Annotated in this window: 15 protein-coding genes; 14 read left to right on the top strand and 1 reads right to left on the bottom strand. The window is 74.2% G+C overall.

The features are described from left to right. Nucleotides 1-347 precede the first annotated feature (347 nt). The 3 genes from WJM95_RS07825 to WJM95_RS07815 all read left to right on the top strand — a co-directional run bounded on the left by WJM95_RS07825 (nucleotide 348) and on the right by WJM95_RS07815 (nucleotide 5172). Entirely contained in the window at nucleotides 348-1334 is a 987-nt protein-coding gene (locus WJM95_RS07825) for an alpha/beta hydrolase (protein ID WP_339128837.1), read from the top strand. 215 nt (nucleotides 1335-1549) lie between these two features. After that, nucleotides 1550-3619 carry a helix-turn-helix transcriptional regulator gene (locus WJM95_RS07820; protein WP_339128836.1) on the top strand — a complete coding sequence of 690 codons (2070 nt, stop codon included), beginning with the start codon at nucleotides 1550-1552 and terminating at the stop codon, nucleotides 3617-3619. Nucleotides 3620-3732: 113 nt separating this feature from the next. Further along, nucleotides 3733-5172: a helix-turn-helix domain-containing protein gene (locus tag WJM95_RS07815; RefSeq protein ID WP_339128835.1), complete on the top strand. Its 1440-nt coding sequence runs from the start codon at nucleotides 3733-3735 to the stop codon at nucleotides 5170-5172. Nucleotides 5173-5418: 246 nt separating this feature from the next. On the opposite strand, the gene WJM95_RS07810 is transcribed toward WJM95_RS07815, so the two are convergent. Then, nucleotides 5419-6054 carry a TIGR03085 family metal-binding protein gene (locus WJM95_RS07810; RefSeq protein WP_339128834.1) on the bottom strand — a complete coding sequence of 212 codons (636 nt, stop codon included), beginning with the start codon at nucleotides 6052-6054 and terminating at the stop codon, nucleotides 5419-5421. A gap of 143 nt (nucleotides 6055-6197) precedes the next feature. On the opposite strand from WJM95_RS07810, the gene hisI reads away from it, so the two are divergent. The 11 genes from hisI (at nucleotide 6198) to lgt (ending at nucleotide 16056) form a co-directional block, all read left to right on the top strand. After that, nucleotides 6198-6611, top strand: coding sequence for a phosphoribosyl-AMP cyclohydrolase (hisI, locus tag WJM95_RS07805; RefSeq protein WP_339128833.1), 414 nt, complete (start codon nucleotides 6198-6200; stop codon nucleotides 6609-6611). An 11-nt stretch (nucleotides 6612-6622) separates the two neighbouring features. Then, on the top strand, nucleotides 6623-8110 hold the full coding sequence (locus tag WJM95_RS07800) for an anthranilate synthase component I (RefSeq protein WP_339128832.1): 1488 nt from the start codon (nucleotides 6623-6625) through the stop codon (nucleotides 8108-8110). Between the two features lie 363 nt (nucleotides 8111-8473). Further along, complete coding sequence (locus tag WJM95_RS07795; protein WP_339128831.1) at nucleotides 8474-9127, top strand: TIGR02234 family membrane protein; 654 nt, start codon at nucleotides 8474-8476, stop codon at nucleotides 9125-9127. 145 nt (nucleotides 9128-9272) lie between these two features. Beyond that, nucleotides 9273-9518: an HGxxPAAW family protein gene (locus WJM95_RS07790; protein ID WP_339128830.1), complete on the top strand. Its 246-nt coding sequence runs from the start codon at nucleotides 9273-9275 to the stop codon at nucleotides 9516-9518. Nucleotides 9519-9640: 122 nt separating this feature from the next. Beyond that, the gene (locus WJM95_RS07785) at nucleotides 9641-10090 is read left to right on the top strand and encodes a DUF2752 domain-containing protein (RefSeq protein ID WP_339128829.1); all 450 of its coding nucleotides are present in this window, start codon (nucleotides 9641-9643) and stop codon (nucleotides 10088-10090) included. 165 nt (nucleotides 10091-10255) lie between these two features. Beyond that, nucleotides 10256-11065: an indole-3-glycerol phosphate synthase TrpC gene (trpC, locus tag WJM95_RS07780; RefSeq protein ID WP_339128828.1), complete on the top strand. Its 810-nt coding sequence runs from the start codon at nucleotides 10256-10258 to the stop codon at nucleotides 11063-11065. Nucleotides 11066-11276: 211 nt separating this feature from the next. After that, entirely contained in the window at nucleotides 11277-11489 is a 213-nt protein-coding gene (locus WJM95_RS07775; protein WP_339128827.1) for a tryptophan synthase subunit(beta), read from the top strand. A gap of 301 nt (nucleotides 11490-11790) precedes the next feature. Continuing rightward, nucleotides 11791-13083 carry a tryptophan synthase subunit beta gene (gene trpB / locus WJM95_RS07770; RefSeq protein ID WP_339128826.1) on the top strand — a complete coding sequence of 431 codons (1293 nt, stop codon included), beginning with the start codon at nucleotides 11791-11793 and terminating at the stop codon, nucleotides 13081-13083. Beyond that, nucleotides 13080-13895 carry a tryptophan synthase subunit alpha gene (gene trpA / locus WJM95_RS07765; RefSeq protein WP_339128825.1) on the top strand — a complete coding sequence of 272 codons (816 nt, stop codon included), beginning with the start codon at nucleotides 13080-13082 and terminating at the stop codon, nucleotides 13893-13895. The genes trpB and trpA overlap by 4 nt, the downstream gene beginning before the upstream one ends. A gap of 126 nt (nucleotides 13896-14021) precedes the next feature. After that, a complete protein-coding gene (locus WJM95_RS07760) occupies nucleotides 14022-14798 on the top strand; it encodes a thioredoxin domain-containing protein (RefSeq protein ID WP_339128824.1) in 777 nt (258 codons plus the stop codon). A gap of 118 nt (nucleotides 14799-14916) precedes the next feature. After that, nucleotides 14917-16056, top strand: coding sequence for a prolipoprotein diacylglyceryl transferase (gene lgt, locus WJM95_RS07755; protein WP_339128823.1), 1140 nt, complete (start codon nucleotides 14917-14919; stop codon nucleotides 16054-16056). Nucleotides 16057-16068: the final 12 nt, after the last annotated feature.

The raw sequence follows: 16068 nt of genomic DNA, 5'->3' as shown, positions 1-16068 counted from the left end.
GCCGGCCCGGGAACGGCAGTTGACGCTGCCGGTCCCGGGCCGTGGTCGTGTTCCGGGAGGGGCGTGGCCCGGCCTCAGGGGCGTTCGGCGTCGGGCTGTAGAAACCGGCCCCAGGGGTCGGGGGGAGTGGGCTGTGGGCCCGGCCCGGAGCCGGGGGAGTGGTCGAGGCGGCACGGACGGCCGGTGATTCTGCCGATGTACGGGGCCGGTCGGGGGCGGACAGTGGCCACCGCAACCATCGAGACGGCCCCCCGCCGTTCCGTGGCGCGCCTCCGGTACCCCGTGCCGGTGCGGCGCCCCGGCCCCGGCGCGGGTCCGTCCTCCCTCACCGAGAGGACGCACCCATCGTGACCGTGCACCAGCCGAACCGCTCAGTCCCCGCCGCACCCGGCGGGCCCGAACCGTCACCCCGCCGACCGCACCGGCTCACGAGCCGTCTGGTGCGGGCCGGCCTCGCGGTGCTCCTGGCCGCGGGCGGCCTCGTCGCCGCGCAGGCCACCGGGGCGCAGGCCGTCGCCGGAGCGCGGACCGTCTCGGCACAGGCCGCCACGAACCCGTACGAGCGCGGTCCCGCCCCCAGCAACGCGAGCATCGAAGCGGTCACAGGGCCCTACGCCGTCTCCACGACCACCGTCTCCGCCCTGTCCGTGAGCGGCTTCGGCGGCGGCACCGTCTACTACCCGACCTCGACCGCCGACGGCACCTTCGGCGCGGTCGCCATCGCCCCCGGGTACACCGCCTACCAGTCGTCCATCGCCTGGCTCGGGCCCCGGCTCGCCTCCCAGGGGTTCGTGGTGTTCACCATCGACACCCTCACCACCCTCGACCAGCCCGACAGCCGGGGCAGGCAACTGCTCGCCGCGCTCGACTACCTGACCCAGAGCAGTTCCGTGCGGACCAGGATCGACAGCAGCCGGCTCGGTGTGATGGGCCACTCGATGGGCGGTGGCGGCACGCTGGAGGCCGCGAAGAGCAGGCCCTCGCTCCAGGCAGCGATCCCGCTCACCGCCTGGAACCTGGACACCACCTGGCCGGAGATCAAGACGCCGACGCTGATCGTGGGCGCCGACGGTGACACGATCGCACCGGTCGCGACGCACTCCGAGCCCTTCTACGCGAGTCTGCCGAGCACGCTCGACAAGGCGTACCTGGAGTTGAGGGGCGCCACCCACTTCACGCCCAACAGCTCGAACACGACGATCGCGAAGTACAGCATCGCGTGGCTGAAGCGGTTCATCGACAACGACACCCGCTACGAGCAGTTCCTGTGCCCGCTGCCGCAGGCGTCGACGACGATCGCCCAGTACCGGGGCAACTGCCCGCACACTTCCTGATCCCCACAGCACCGCACCGGCGTGTGCGCCTCTCCAGGGGCACACGCCGGTGTGGTTGTGCGCGCGCACAAGCCTTGCCCGCCGGGCCTGGGAACCTGCCCAGCCGCCGCCCCGGCCCGGACCCCGTCCGCCCAAGTCGGAAGGGGTTTCCGGGCCCGCCCGGCAGGCGAACGCGGGGCTTCCGCGGCCGTTTACGCGGCCGTAACGTGACGGACGTGACGGGACACGAGGAAGGCGGTGCGGCGCGGGGCGCCGGGCCGTCCGGCGTGCGCGTGCGCGGCGACGGGGGGCCGGGGCCGGGTCAGGGAGTGGAGGATCTGCTCCTGCTCGTCGCGGCCGAACGGGAGCGGGATGCGACGGGGGGCGGCGTGGACGCCGCCGTGATTCTCGGGGCCGCCGGGGCCGGCGCGGGTGCCCTCGACGCCGCCGAGGCCGCGGGACTGCTCCGCCTCGCCCAAGGCCGTATCCACCTCGCCGATCCCCGCCTCGCCCACGCGCTCCACACCGCCGGGCCCGCCCGCCGCCGCGCCGCCCACCGACTGCTGGCCGACGCCCACGCAGGGGGCCCGCGGGCGCTGCCGGTCCTCTTCCACCGGGCTTCCGCGGCCGTCGCCCCCGCCGTCGTCCTCGGCGACGCGCTCGCCGCCGCGGCGGCGATGCCCGGTGGCGCGGCGACGCACGCGGAGCGCTCGGCCGCCTGGGCGCGGTCGGCCGAACTCGCCGCCGACGCGGGGCCGCGCGCCGCCCGCCTGGTCGAGGCGGCCGAACAGGCACGTCAGGCGGGACTGCCGCACCGCGCGCGGGAGTTGATCGCGCGCGCCGGGTACGAGGCCCCGCGCGGCGCCGTGCGCGGCGCCGCCCAGTTGGTGAGCGGGCTGCTCGCCCTCCAGGACGGCCCGGTGGCCGACGCGCGCGAAGTGCTGCTGCTGGCCGCCGAGTTGCTGGCGCCCGCCGACGCGCATCGCGCCCTGGCCGCCCGGCTCGCCGCCGTGGAGGCGTCCTGGGCCATGGGCGACGCGGCGGCCTGCGTGGAGGCACTGGACCCGGATCCGGCGCGGCCCGGGTCCGACCGCCTGCTCACGGCGTACCGGACGGGCCTGTCCGCGGTGATGCGCGGCCGTCCGGACAGCGGACGGCCGCCGTTACGGGAGGTGGTGGCCGCGGCGGGGCCGGCGGCCTGCGCCCCGGAGACCCTGCTGCGGGCCGGGGGTGCCGCCCTGGTCGTCGGCGACCTCACCGCCGCCGCTCGCGCCAACTCCCGTGCCCTCGCCGTCGCCAGGGCCCGGGGCCCGTACGTCCTGGTCGCCCTCGCACTGGAACGGCTGGCCTACGGAGAACTGCGCGCCGGCCGCCATGCCCGCGCCCGTGCCCACGCCGAGGACGGCCTGCGGACGGCACTCGGCGCGGGCCAGGACAACCTCGCGGCGCACCACCACGCGATCCTCGCGCTCGTCGCGTCCGTCGAGGGTTCCCCGGAGGCCGTCGCGGAACACGCGGCGGCGGCCGAACGGGTCGCCGCTGCCCATGGGCTCGCGCAGGCGGCCACGCTGGCCCAGTGGGCGCGGGCCCGCGCCGACCTGGCCCGCGGCCGGCTCCCCGAGGCCGCGGCACGGCTCGGGCCCCTGGTCGCCGACGGCCCGCGCCGAGGCCACTTCGCGGTCCGGATGCTCGCCGTCCCCTGCTTCGTGGAAGCTGCGGCCCGCACGGGACGGACGGAGGCCGCCCGGTCGGCGGTGGACGCGTTCGCCCACTGGTCCGAGCGCGGCTCCGATCCTCAGGCTCCCGCCCAACTGGCCCGCTGCCGGGCGCTGTTGAGTGCCGTCCCGGAGGAATGCGAGCGGCTGTTCGCCGCCGCGCTGGCCCGACACGACGAAGCGGCGGGGGACTTCGAGCGCGGCCGCACCCAACTCCTCTACGGCGCCTGGCTGCGACGGCGGCGCAGACCCGGTGAGGCCCGTGTCCGGCTGCGGGACGCTCTGGTGTCCTTCGAGCGCGGCGGCGCACTCGGCTGGGCCGCCCAGGCGAGTGCCGAACTGCGGGCCACCGGGGACGCGGGAGCCGGTCGGCCGGCGGGCCCGCTCACGCTTCTGACGCCCCAGCAGCTGCGGATCGCCCGTTGCGTGGCGGAGGGTGCCACCAACCGTGAGGTGGCGCTGCGCCTGTCGGTGAGCACCCGCACGGTGGACCACCACCTGCGCAATGTCTTCGCCGCCCTGGGGGTCCGTTCCCGCGTCGAGCTGTCCCGGCTGGTGGACCGGGCCGAGAAGACCACCGCACACCCCTAGGTACCGACCGGGCGGTATGCCATCCTGCGGGATCAGAGAGGTCCGGAGCACCGGTGTGCCGCGCGTCGGCCCGACCGGGCGGTCCGACCGAGCCGACCCGGTGGAGGACAGCGATGCAGCACCTCGTACCCGCCCATGTCCGGTCCGAGGCCGGACCGCGGCCCCCGGTACCCGCCGCCCGCCCGGCCGTCGACGCGGAGGCCCTCTCGGTGCTGCACCGCGCCGCCCGGGCGCTGATGGCGGGGCTGCCCGAACTCTCCGAACGCCTCGTGGACCTGCTGGTGGCGCGCGAACCCGCCTACCGGGCGGCCGTGGAGGCGGACGCCGAAAGCGTCCGTGACGAGGTGCGGCGCTCGCTGAAGCTCAACGTCGGATCCCTGATCCGGCCCGGTGAGCTGCGCGAGGACGCCCACCGCTGCTCCTGGGCCATCGGCAGGGCCCGCGCCGAACGCGGCCTTCCGCTGGACGCCCTGCTGCGCGCCTTCCGGCTGGGCGGCGGCATGATCTGGCAGGAACTCGTCGACGAGACGACCCGCCGCCACCCCGCCGACGCACGCCTGCTCGTGCACGTGGCCGCCGACGTCTGGAACTTCGTCGACGACCACTGCGCCGTCGTCACCGACGCCTACCGGCAGACCGAGCGCGAGCTGATGTGGCGCCGGGAGAACCGGCTGCGGCTGATGACGGCCGCGCTCCTCGACGGCACCGCCCGGATCGCCGACCTGCCGGCCACCGCGGCCGCCCTCGGCCTTCCCGAACAGGGCCGGTACGCGGTGGTGCTGGTCCGCCTGCCCGCCGGCCGGGGTTTCACGGACGTACGCGGCCAGGTGCGCCTCTCGGGCCTGCGGATCCTCTGGCACCGCGACCGCGACCGGGACAGCGAGGGCGGTTACGGCATCGTCCTGCTCGGCGACCGCTCCCACGACGGGGACCGCACCGGTCGCGGGCGCGGCCCCTTCGACGCCGATCCCGGACCCGCGTCCACTCCGGACCCTGCTCCGGCCCCGGTGAACGAGGAGGGCCCCGGAGTCGATGGCGGCCCGGACGGCTCGGACGGGACGTACCCCGGGGCACACGGGTCCGAGGTGGACGCCTCGGAGATCGCCCGCCGCCTGACCGCTCCGCGGGTCGCGCGGGTCGGGGTGAGCCCGGTCGTGGAGGGGCTCGCGGCGGTCGGTGACGCCCGCCGTCTGGCCGACACGGCGCTGCGCGCCTGTCCGCGCTCCGGCGGGACCGTCGTGCTGGAGGAGCATCTGCCCGCCGCGCTCGTCGTCTCCGCGCCGGTCCTCGGCGCGGCCCTGTCCGAGCGGGTCCTCGGGCCACTGCTGCGACTGGAGATGTCCGACCGGGACGTCATGCTCGACACGCTGACGGTCTGGCTCGACAGCGACGGCTCCGCCCAGCGGGCCGCGGGCCGCCTCTACTGCCACCGCAACACCGTCCTGAACAGGCTGCGCCGCTGCGAGCAGCTCACCGGCCGCTCCCTGACCCGCCCCGCGGACGTCGTGGAACTGTCCCTGGCCCTGGCGGCACACACGCTGCTCGACCCCTGAGGGCCCCGCGACCCCACCGGCCCAGGCCCCCTCGCGCCCGGCCCCTCACGCCCGGCCCCTCACGCCGCCCGCTCCGGCCCCCTCACGCCGCCCGCCCCGGCCCCCTCACGCCGCCCGGGACGCCCACCCCGCCGGGGCGCGCTCACAGCGCCGCCGTGTGCGGCCTCCGCGGGGTGCTCACCCTGGGCGTGCGGGACCTGCGGCGCGCCGAACTGCCCCGCTGATCCCGGCCACCTCGGGCCGCCGTCAGATCCCCAGCTGCTTCGCCTCGTGCAGCTTGGTGATCGCGTCCTTGTCGCCGTCCAGCTCCACGTCCGCGACGCTCTGCCGGCCGAACGCGAACAGCAGCAGCTCCGAGGGCTCGCCCGTCACCGTCACCACCGGCGTCCCCTTGTTCAGCACCGCCGTCTGGCCGTTCGGGCGGCGCAGCACCACACCCGTGGGGGCGCCACGGCCCATCAGCCGGGCCGTGCGCTCCAGGCGCGACCACAGGGCCTCCTGGAACACCGGGTCCAGCTCGCGCGGCGTCCAGCCGGGCTGGGCCCGCCGCACGTCCTCGGTGTGGACGTAGAACTCCACCACGTTCGACGCCTCGTCCACCTGCTTCAGGGAGAACGGCGAGAACCGCGGCGGCCCCGTACGGATCAGCTGGATCAGCTCCTCGTACGGCTTCTCGGCGAACTCCGCCATCACCCGCTCCAGCCGGGACGCGAGCTGTTTGACGACGACACCGCCCGCGGCGTCCAGGCGCCGCTCGCGCACCACCACATGGGCGGCGAGGTCCCGGCTGTTCCAGCCCTCGCACAGGGTCGGGGCGTCCGGCCCCACGGCGTCCAACAGATCGGCCAGAAGGAGCCGTTCGCGCTTCGCATGGGTCGACATGCAAGCCAGCCTACGACCGGGCACCCGCTCCGCCCAGTGGAGGGCGCGGCGGAACCGGCCGCGCCCCGCCTGTGGACGAACGCACCGGTCCGGCCTGTGGACAACGGCCGGGAGCGACGGCCCGGCGCGGCACAATGGCACCCATGACCAGCACGCCTCCCGCCAGCAGCCTGGACCCCGAGATCGCCGCACGCCTCAAGCGCAGCGCCGACGGACTCGTCCCCGCCATCGCCCAGCAGTACGACACCGGTGAGGTGCTGATGCTCGGCTGGATGGACGACGAGGCACTGCACCGCACCCTCACCACGGGCCGCTGCACGTACTGGTCGCGCAGCCGCCGGGAGTACTGGGTCAAGGGCGACACCTCCGGCCACTTCCAGCACGTGAAGTCCGTCGCCCTGGACTGCGACGCCGACACCCTGCTGGTGCGGGTCGACCAGGTGGGCGCCGCCTGCCACACCGGAGCCCGCACCTGCTTCGACGCCGACGTGCTGCTGGGGGACACCGGCGACAGGGCCCAGAGCGCCGATTCCGGTGCCCCGGCCGGGAATCAGTAAGGTCAGCCGCCATGGATCTCGAGACGTTCCGCAAGCTGGCCACCGACCGCCGCGTCATCCCCGTCAGCCGCAAACTGCTCGCGGACGGCGACACGCCGGTCGCGCTGTACCGCAAGCTGGCCGCCGAGCGCCCCGGCACGTTCCTGCTCGAATCCGCGGAGAACGGCCGCACCTCCCTGTCCTGGTCCCGCTACTCCTTCGTGGGCGTCCGCTCCGCCGCGACCCTCACCGAACGCGACGGACAGGCGCACTGGCTCGGCGCCCCGCCGGTCGGCGTCCCCGTCGACGGCGATCCGCTCGCGGCCCTGCGCGCCACCATCGAGGCGCTGCACACCCCGGGCACCGAGGGGCTGCCCCCGTTCACCGGCGGCATGGTCGGCTATCTGGGCTACGACATCGTGCGCCGCCTGGAGAAGATCGGCCCCGGCGAGCGGGACGACCTCAAGCTGCCCGAGCTGACCATGCTGCTCACCAGCGACCTCGCGGTCCTGGACCACTGGGACGGCTCGGTCCAGCTGATCGCCAACGCGATCAACCACAACGACCTCGACACGGGCGTCGACGAGGCGTACGCGGACGCCGTCGCCCGGCTCGACGCCATGGAGGCCGACCTCTCGCGCGCGGTGTCCCAGCCGCCCGCCGCGCTCCCGCCCTCCGAACTCCCCGAGTACACCGCGCTCTGGGGCGGCCCGGACTTCCAGGACGCCGTCGAGGACATCAAGGAGCGCATCCGGGCCGGGGAGGCCTTCCAGGTCGTCCCCTCCCAGCGCTTCGAGACCCCGTGCACGGCGAGCGCGCTGGACGTCTACAGGGTCCTGAGGGCGACCAACCCCTCCCCGTACATGTACCTGTTCCGCTTCGACGGCTTCGACGTCGTCGGCTCCTCCCCGGAAGCCCTGGTCAAGGTCGAGGGCGGACAGGCCATGGTGCACCCCATCGCGGGCACCCGGCCGCGGGGCGCGACCGTCCAGGACGACCAGGCCCTCGCCGACGAACTGATCGCCGACCCCAAGGAGCGCGCCGAGCACCTCATGCTCGTCGACCTCGGGCGCAACGACCTCGGACGGGTCTGCGAGCCCGGCTCCGTCGAGGTCGTCGACTTCATGTCCATCGAGCGGTACTCGCACGTCATGCACATCGTCTCCACGGTGACCGGCCGGGTCGCCGCGGGCCGAACGGCCTTCGACGTGCTCACCGCCTGCTTCCCCGCCGGCACCCTCTCCGGCGCGCCCAAGCCGCGCGCGATGCAGATCATCGACGAACTGGAGCCGTCCCGGCGCGGGCTGTACGGCGGCTGCGTCGGCTATCTCGACTTCGCCGGCGACTCCGACACCGCCATCGCCATCCGTACGGCCCTGCTGCGCGACGGCACCGCCTACGTCCAGGCCGGTGCCGGCATCGTCGCCGACTCGGTCCCGCAGGCGGAGGACGACGAGTGCCGCAACAAGGCGGCGGCGGTCCTGCGCGCGGTCCACACGGCCAACCGCCTCGGGCGGTAGCGCGACGCCCCGGCGGGCTGCCCTCGTGCGGCCGGCCGGGGCGGTCGCCTCGCACCCGGCCGGTGGGGTTCCCGTGCACCCCGACGGGCGCTCCCCGTACACCCCGCCGGGGTGTACGGCGTACACCCCGCCGGGGCGCCCGGCGTGCGCCCCGGCCGTGTCCCGGGCCGTACGGCGGCCGTCCCGCGGCTGTGTCCCGGGCTGTACGGCGGCTGTCCTGCGGCTGTGTCCCGGGCTGTACGGCGGCTGTCCACCCGCTGTCACGCGGCTGTGTCCGGGAGCGGGGAACACCGGGCGGACCGCGGCCGATAGGACGAGGGTCACGCAACCCCGACTGACGGTTCGCCCGGGGTTCAGGCGATAGTGGGGTCTGTGACTGCTGTTCCTCACCCCCGAACCGAAGCCGCGGGACCCGCCCGGTCCGGCCGCCGCAGCCTTGCCGTGACCCTGACGAGCGGCGCGCTCGGCGCGGCCGTGGCCCTGCTCGCCACCCGGCAGAGCTGGGCGCGGGGGACCGCGACCGTGGCCGGCGGCGACTTCCCGCTGACCGCCAAGGGCAGCGACATCACGGGTGTGCCCGCGGCGCTCGCGATAGTCGGCCTCGCCGCGCTCGTCGCCGTCTTCGCCGTCCGCCGCTCCGGCCGCCTCCTGGTCTCCGCGCTGCTCGCGCTCTCCGGCGCCGGCATCGTCGTCGCCGCCTTCCTCGGCGCGAGCGACAGCGCCGCCCTCGACGAGCGGGCCGCCGCCGCCTCCGGCAACACCGCCGCCACCGCGACCGGGCTCAGCCACACCCTCTGGCCGTACGTGGCCGTGGCGGGCGGCGCGCTCATCCTGCTCGCCGGGCTGCTCGCGCTGCGCCACGGCAGCTCCTGGCCCGCCATGTCCGGCCGCTACGAGCGCGACGGCAGGCCCCGGCCCCGCAAGGCCAGGCCCGTGGACCCGGACCGCCCCGAGGACATCTGGAAGGCCCTCGACCGCGGCGAGGACCCGACCGGCCCCGACCCGGCCGGGACCTAGAACCCGCGCGCGAGGTCCGCGCCCCCCGAAGGGGCCAGGACAGGCGCGCGAGGAGTGACCCCCCGCTCACACCTGACCCGTGCGTACGGGACAATGGACGGCGAGCGTCCGACTCACACACGCATACTGCAACGAGGAGCAAGTCATGGCGGGCAGCAGCCACGGTCACACCCCGGCCGCCTGGACCGGTGTCATCATCGCCTTCATCGGTTTCTGCGTCGCGGGTGCCTTCATGGTCAAGGCCCAGCCGCTGGGCTTCTGGGCCGGCATGGTCGTCGTCGTCCTCGGTGGTGTCGTGGGCCTGATCATGCGCAGCATGGGCCTCGGCCAGCCGAAGGCCGCCCCGCACCCCGCGAACACCGCGCGCTCGACCGTGAGCGCCGACGCCTGAGCCACTGAGGCTGTACGGAAGGCGGCCCGGGCACACCTGCCGGGGCCGCCTTCCGTGTACCCGGGCACCCGGACCCGCCCTCCGCGCACCCGGGCGAGCGCCCGCCCCGCGCGAGGGGCAGAATGCGTCGCGTGAACGCCGAATCCCAGAGGGTGACGCGGACCGGGCCGGACGCGGGCGTCCTGCGGCGGCTCGCCGTTCCCGGCGGGCTGCTCGCGGCCGTCGCCGGGGCCTTCGCCTACGTCGGGGCGGTCGACCCCAACGAGCCCGGCCACTACCCCGTCTGCCCGCTGTTCCGCCTCACCGGCCTGTACTGCCCCGGCTGCGGCGGTCTGCGCAGCGCGCACGCCTTCGTCCACGGCGACCTCGCCACGGCGCTCACGGACAACGCGCTCGCCGTCGGCGGCTATCTCGCCTTCGCGGTGCTGTGGTCCGTCTGGGTGATCCGCGCGGCGCGCGGACGTCCGGCGCGGTTCGAGGCGGGACCGGTCCACCTGTGGAGTCTCGGCGCGTTGACGCTGGTCTTCACCGTTGTCCGGAATCTTCCCTCAGGCGGCTGGCTGCACCCTTGATCAAATGACAAATGTCCAGGTAGTGGGACCGGCGTCAACCGGATGCGAGGGCTACGCCTTCCTCCGGATACCATCGCAGTGACCCGACTTTTCCGTCAGAGACGGTGAACCCGGGTCACCGATCGACCGCTTCAACCGTCCACCGCAGGGAAGGGGGCCGCTCGCGTGAGTGTGCTCGACGAGATCATCGACGGAGTCCGTGCCGACCTCGCGGAGCGGCAGGCGCGCGTCAGCCTCGACGAGCTCAAGGAGCGCGCGGCGAAGGCTCCGGCGGCCAAGGACGGCGTCGCGGCCCTGCGGGGTGACGGCGTCAAGGTCATCTGCGAGGTCAAGCGGTCCAGCCCCTCCAAGGGCGCGCTCGCCGCGATCGCCGACCCCGCGGCCCTGGCCGCCGACTACGAGGCGGGCGGCGCCGCCGTCATCTCCGTCCTCACCGAGGAGCGCCGCTTCGGCGGTTCGCTCGCCGATCTGGAGGCCGTCCGCGCCCGGGTGGACATCCCGGTGCTGCGCAAGGACTTCATCGTCACGTCGTACCAGCTGTGGGAGGCCCGCGCGTACGGCGCCGACCTGGCGCTGCTCATCGTCGCGGCCCTCGAACAGCCCGCCCTGGAGTCCCTGATCGAGCGCGCCGTGTCCATCGGGCTCACCCCGCTGGTCGAGGTGCACGACGAGGACGAGGTCGAGCGCGCGGTGGACGCCGGCGCGAAGATCATCGGTGTCAACGCGCGCAACCTGAAGACGCTGAAGGTCGACCGTTCGACGTTCGAGCGGGTCGCCCCGGAGATCCCCGACGGGATCGTCAAGATCGCCGAGTCCGGTGTCCGCGGCCCGCACGACCTGATCGCGTACGCCAACGCGGGCGCCGACGCGGTCCTGGTCGGCGAGTCCCTCGTCACCGGCCGCGACCCGAAGACGGCCGTCTCCGACCTGGTGGCGGCGGGCGCCCACCCGGCCCTGCGGCACGGACGGGACTGACCCGAAGGTGTCCGCCCCGACCCTCGCCCCCGCCGTACCCCGTCCGGGCCCAGGCCCCGACGGCGTACGGGCGTGCGCGGGGTCGGACCGGTCGGGCGGCCTTGTCGGGCCCCGGGCCGGATCGCCCGCGGCGGCCCCGGACACGCGGAGCACCCTTTCGCCCGCACCCGCGGACGGGCACCCCCTTCCTCCCGGCAACGGGCGGCCCCTCGTGCCGTCCGGCACGGCCCTCCCGGCCACCTCGGCGGCCCGCGACCCGTACGCGCGCCTGGCCCGCGGCTGCCGTCCGCGCGGCTGCCGCGCTCCCGCGCGCCGGGTGCACGGGCGCCGGGTCCGTTACGTCATCGGCGACGAGCCGGGTCAGGTCAACGGCATGCGATGGCCCGAGCGCGTACGCGCGCTCACGCCCTCCCCGGCCCGCTAGGGCCTGCCCCGACCCGCACGGGTGAACCCGGCCGGGTTCTGGTCCACCGCGACGCGGTGACCGGGCAGAGTCCACGCCACACGTGGACCGGGCCGCATCCACCCCGCACAGGGACCGCGCCGGAATCCGGCGTACCCCGGTCCCCGCGACGGCACGTCCGTCGGGCGCGCGGGTGGAGCGGCGGCAGGACGGGCGGCGGCACCGGGGGAGTCCCCGGAGCCGGTGGAGCGCGGGTGCGTCCGGTTTCCGTGACCCCTGTCCGATCCCGTTACCGGGGCTGTCGCCCCTGCGAGGTATCCGCATGCCCAGCGAGTTCTTCATTCCCGACCCCGACGGTCACGTCCCCAGCGCCGAGGGCTACTTCGGCGCCTTCGGCGGCAAGTTCATCCCGGAGGCGCTGGTCGCCGTCGTGGACGAGGTCGCCGTCGAGTACGACAAGGCCAAGGCCGACCCCGAGTTCGCCCGCGAGCTCGACGACCTGCTCGTCCACTACACCGGACGCCCGAGCTCCCTCACCGAGGTGCCGCGATTCGCCGAACACGCCGGCGGCGCGCGGATCTTCCTCAAGCGCGAGGACCTCAACCACACCGGCTCGCACAAGATCAACAACGTGCTCGGTCAGGCCCTGCTCACCCGGCGCATGGGCAAGACCCGGGTCATCGCCGAGACCGGAGCGGGCCAGCACGGCGTCGCCACGGCCACCGCCTGCGCGCTCTTCGGCCTCGAATGCACCATCTACATGGGCGAGATCGACACGCAGCGCCAGGCGTTGAACGTGGCCCGGATGCGCATGCTCGGCGCCGAGGTCATCGCCGTGAAGTCCGGCTCCCGCACCCTCAAGGACGCCATCAACGAGGCGTTCCGCGACTGGGTCGCCAACGTCGACCACACCCACTACCTCTTCGGGACCGTCGCGGGACCGCACCCCTTCCCCGCCATGGTCCGCGACTTCCACCGGGTCATCGGCGTCGAGGCCCGCCGGCAGATCCTGGAGCGCGCCGGACGGCTGCCCGACGCGGCCGTCGCCTGTGTCGGCGGCGGCTCCAACGCCATCGGCCTCTTCCACGCGTTCATCCCCGACGGCGGCGTCCGCCTGATCGGCTGCGAGCCCGCCGGGCACGGCGTGGAGACCGGCGAGCACGCGGCGACCCTGACCGCGGGCGAGCCCGGCATCCTGCACGGATCGCGGTCGTACGTCCTCCAGGACGACGAGGGCCAGATCACCGAGCCCTACTCGATCTCGGCCGGACTCGACTACCCCGGCATCGGCCCCGAGCACTCCTACCTCAAGGACAGCGGCCGGGCCGAGTACCGCGCGGTCACCGACGACGCGGCGATGCAGGCCCTGCGCCTGCTCTCCCGCACCGAGGGCATCATCCCGGCCATCGAGAGCGCCCACGCGCTCGCCGGGGCCCTGGAGGTCGGCAGGGAGCTGGGCGAGGACGGGCTGATCGTCGTCAACCTGTCCGGGCGCGGCGACAAGGACATGGACACGGCCGCCCGCTACTTCGGCCTCTACGACGACGGCGTCGACGCGGTCGTCGCCGCGGACGCCGACAGCGAGAACGCCGAGATCGAGGGGGACGCCAAGTGAGCGGCAACATCAGGCTGTTGAGCGACACCCTGGCCGGTGCGAAGGCGGAGGGGCGGTCCGTCCTCATCGCGTACCTGCCCGCCGGCTTCCCGACCGTCGACGGCGGCATCGCGGCGATCAGGGCCGTCTTCGACGGAGGCGCCGACGTCGTCGAGGTCGGACTGCCGCACAGCGATCCCGTCCTCGACGGGCCCGTCATCCAGACCGCCGACGACATCGCCCTGCGCGGCGGCGTCAGGATCGCGGACGTGATGCGCACCGTCCGGGAGGCCTTCGAGGCCACCGGCAAGCCCGTCCTCGTGATGACGTACTGGAACCCGATCGACCGCTACGGCGTCGAGCGCTTCACCGCCGAGCTCGCCGAGGCGGGCGGAGCGGGCTGCATCCTGCCGGACCTGCCCGTCCAGGAGTCGGCGCTGTGGAGGGAGCACGCCGACAAGCACGGTCTCGCGACCGTCTTCGTCGTCGCGCCCAGCAGCAGGGACGCACGGCTCGCCGAGATCACCGCGGCCGGCAGCGGCTTCGTGTACGCGGCCTCGCTGATGGGGGTCACCGGAACCCGGGAGTCGGTCGGCAACCAGGCCCAGGACCTGGTGGCGCGCACCAAGGCCACCACCGACCTGCCCGTCTGCGTCGGCCTCGGCGTCTCGAACGCCACGCAGGCCGCGGAGGTCGCCGGGTTCGCCGACGGTGTGATCGTCGGCTCGGCCTTCGTCAAGCGGATGCTGGACGCGCCGGACGAGGCGGCCGGCCTCGAAGCCGTCCGGGACCTCGCGGCCGACCTCGCGAAGGGCGTGCGCACGAGGGCGTGACGCGACGGAGCTGATCCGTGTGGCGACGCCCGGCGGATCCGTGCGTAACGGACAATCCGCTCACTCGAAGGAGTGGACCTTGGACCGGGGAGGCGCGTTGCGCCTCCCCGGTTCGTTCTGCCGGATGTGAGCGAGAAGAACCGTGACGGAAAGCGCAACGCCCGCGAGCGGCTGGCGGTCGAGCGAGAGAAGCAGAAGGCCGCGGACAAGCGCCGTCGTGCGCTGATCGTGGGGGCGTCGGTGATCTGCGTCCTCGGCCTGGCCGCCGTGATCGGCGTGGTGGCCGCGAACTCGGGCAAGGACAAGAAGAGCAGCGCCTCGGGTCCTGTCGTGTCGCCCTCGGGCGCCACGGGCAAGGACAGTCTCGCGATCCCCGTCGGCAAGGACGGCGCCAAGTCGACCCTCACGGTGTGGGAGGACTTCCGCTGCCCGGCCTGCCAGGCCTTCGAGACGGCCTACCGCCCGACGATCCACGAGCTGGTCGACTCCGGGCAGCTGAGGACCGAGTACCACCTCGTCACGCTGATCGACGGGAACATGGGCGGCAGCGGCTCCCTCAGGGCCGCGAACGCCGCGGCCTGCGCCCAGGACGCCGGGAAGTTCCGCGAGTACCACGACGTGCTGTACGAGAACCAGCCCAAGGAGACCGACGACGCCTTCGCCGACAACGCCAAGCTCATCGGGCTGGCCGGCAAGGTCGGGGGCCTGGACACCCCGGCGTTCCGCGCCTGTGTGAACAACGGCTCCCACGACAGCTGGGTCCAGAAGTCGCACGCCGCGTTCCAGGCCGGCGGCTTCACGGGCACCCCGACCGTGCTCCTGGGCGGCAAGAACATCTACGCGGACCAGTCGATGACCCCCGCCAAGCTCAAGCAGATGGTGGAGGCGGCCAACAAGGGCTGAGCCGTCCGCCGGGTCCGGTGCCCCCCGCCTTCCACGGGCCGGGGGCGCCGCACGTTATGGACCCGTTGCGGGCCTGCCCGTCGCGGGTGGCGTCCGGCACGGTAGCGTCGACCTTGCCATGGAAATTGCCTACATTCCCAGCCCGTCGCACGGTGTGCTGCACCTCGGCCCCATCCCGTTGCGCGGCTACGCGTTCTGCATCATCATCGGCGTCTTTCTGGCCGTCTGGCTCGGCAACAAGCGCTGGATCGCCCGTGGAGGGCGGACCGGCACGGTGGCCGACATCGCGGTCTGGGCCGTCCCCTTCGGCCTCGTCGGCGGCCGGCTCTACCACGTGATCACGGACTACGAGCTGTACTTCAGCGCGGGCCGTGACTGGGTGGACGCCTTCAAGATCTGGCAGGGCGGACTGGGCATCTGGGGCGCCATCGCCCTCGGTGCGCTGGGCGCCTGGATCGGCTGCCGCCGCCGCGGGATCCCGCTGCCCGCCTGGGCCGACGCCGTGGCACCCGGCATCGCCTTCGCCCAGGCGTGCGGGCGCTGGGGCAACTGGTTCAACCAGGAGCTGTACGGCAAGCCGACGGACGTTCCGTGGGCGCTGCACATCACGTCCTCCACGGACGGGCGCGTCCCCGGCTACTACCACCCGACCTTCCTGTACGAGTCCCTGTGGTGCGTCGGCGTCGGCTTCCTGGTCATCTGGGCCGACCGCCGCTTCAAGCTCGGCCACGGGCGCGCCTTCGCCCTGTACGTCGCCGCCTACTGCGTCGGCCGGGGCTGGATCGAGTACATGCGCGTCGACGACGCGCACCACATCCTGGGCCTGCGTCTGAACGACTGGACCGCGCTGCTGGTCTTCCTCCTCGCGGTGCTCTACTTCGTCCTGTCGGCCCGGCTGCGTCCGGGACGCGAGGAGATCGTGGAACCGGGCGCCGGTGAGGACGCGCCGACGGAGGGCGACGACACCGCGGCCGCCGAGGACGGGGCCGAGGGCGAGACCGGCGACAAGGCCGCCGGCAAGACCGGAGAGGCCGAGGGCGGGTCGGGAGCCGACGGCGGGAGCGGGGACGGGGCCGACGGCGACTCCGTCGACCTCGGCAAGGACTCCGTCACCGAGTCGGCCGAGCCCGCGAAGCCGGTGAAGTCCCAGAAGCCCTCGGAGAGCGCCGCCGCGCCGGAGTCCGAGGAGGACACCGAGGACGGTTCCGACGCCGGTTCCGTGGCGCGCGACGAGGCCGGGTCGGCCAAGAAGGGCTGAGCCGGGACCGTA

Source organism: Streptomyces sp. f51 (assembly GCF_037940415.1).
Classification (GTDB): Bacteria; Actinomycetota; Actinomycetes; order Streptomycetales; family Streptomycetaceae; genus Streptomyces.
Note: the sequence above shows the minus strand (reverse complement) of the source record. Positions and strands in the feature narration are given on the sequence as shown.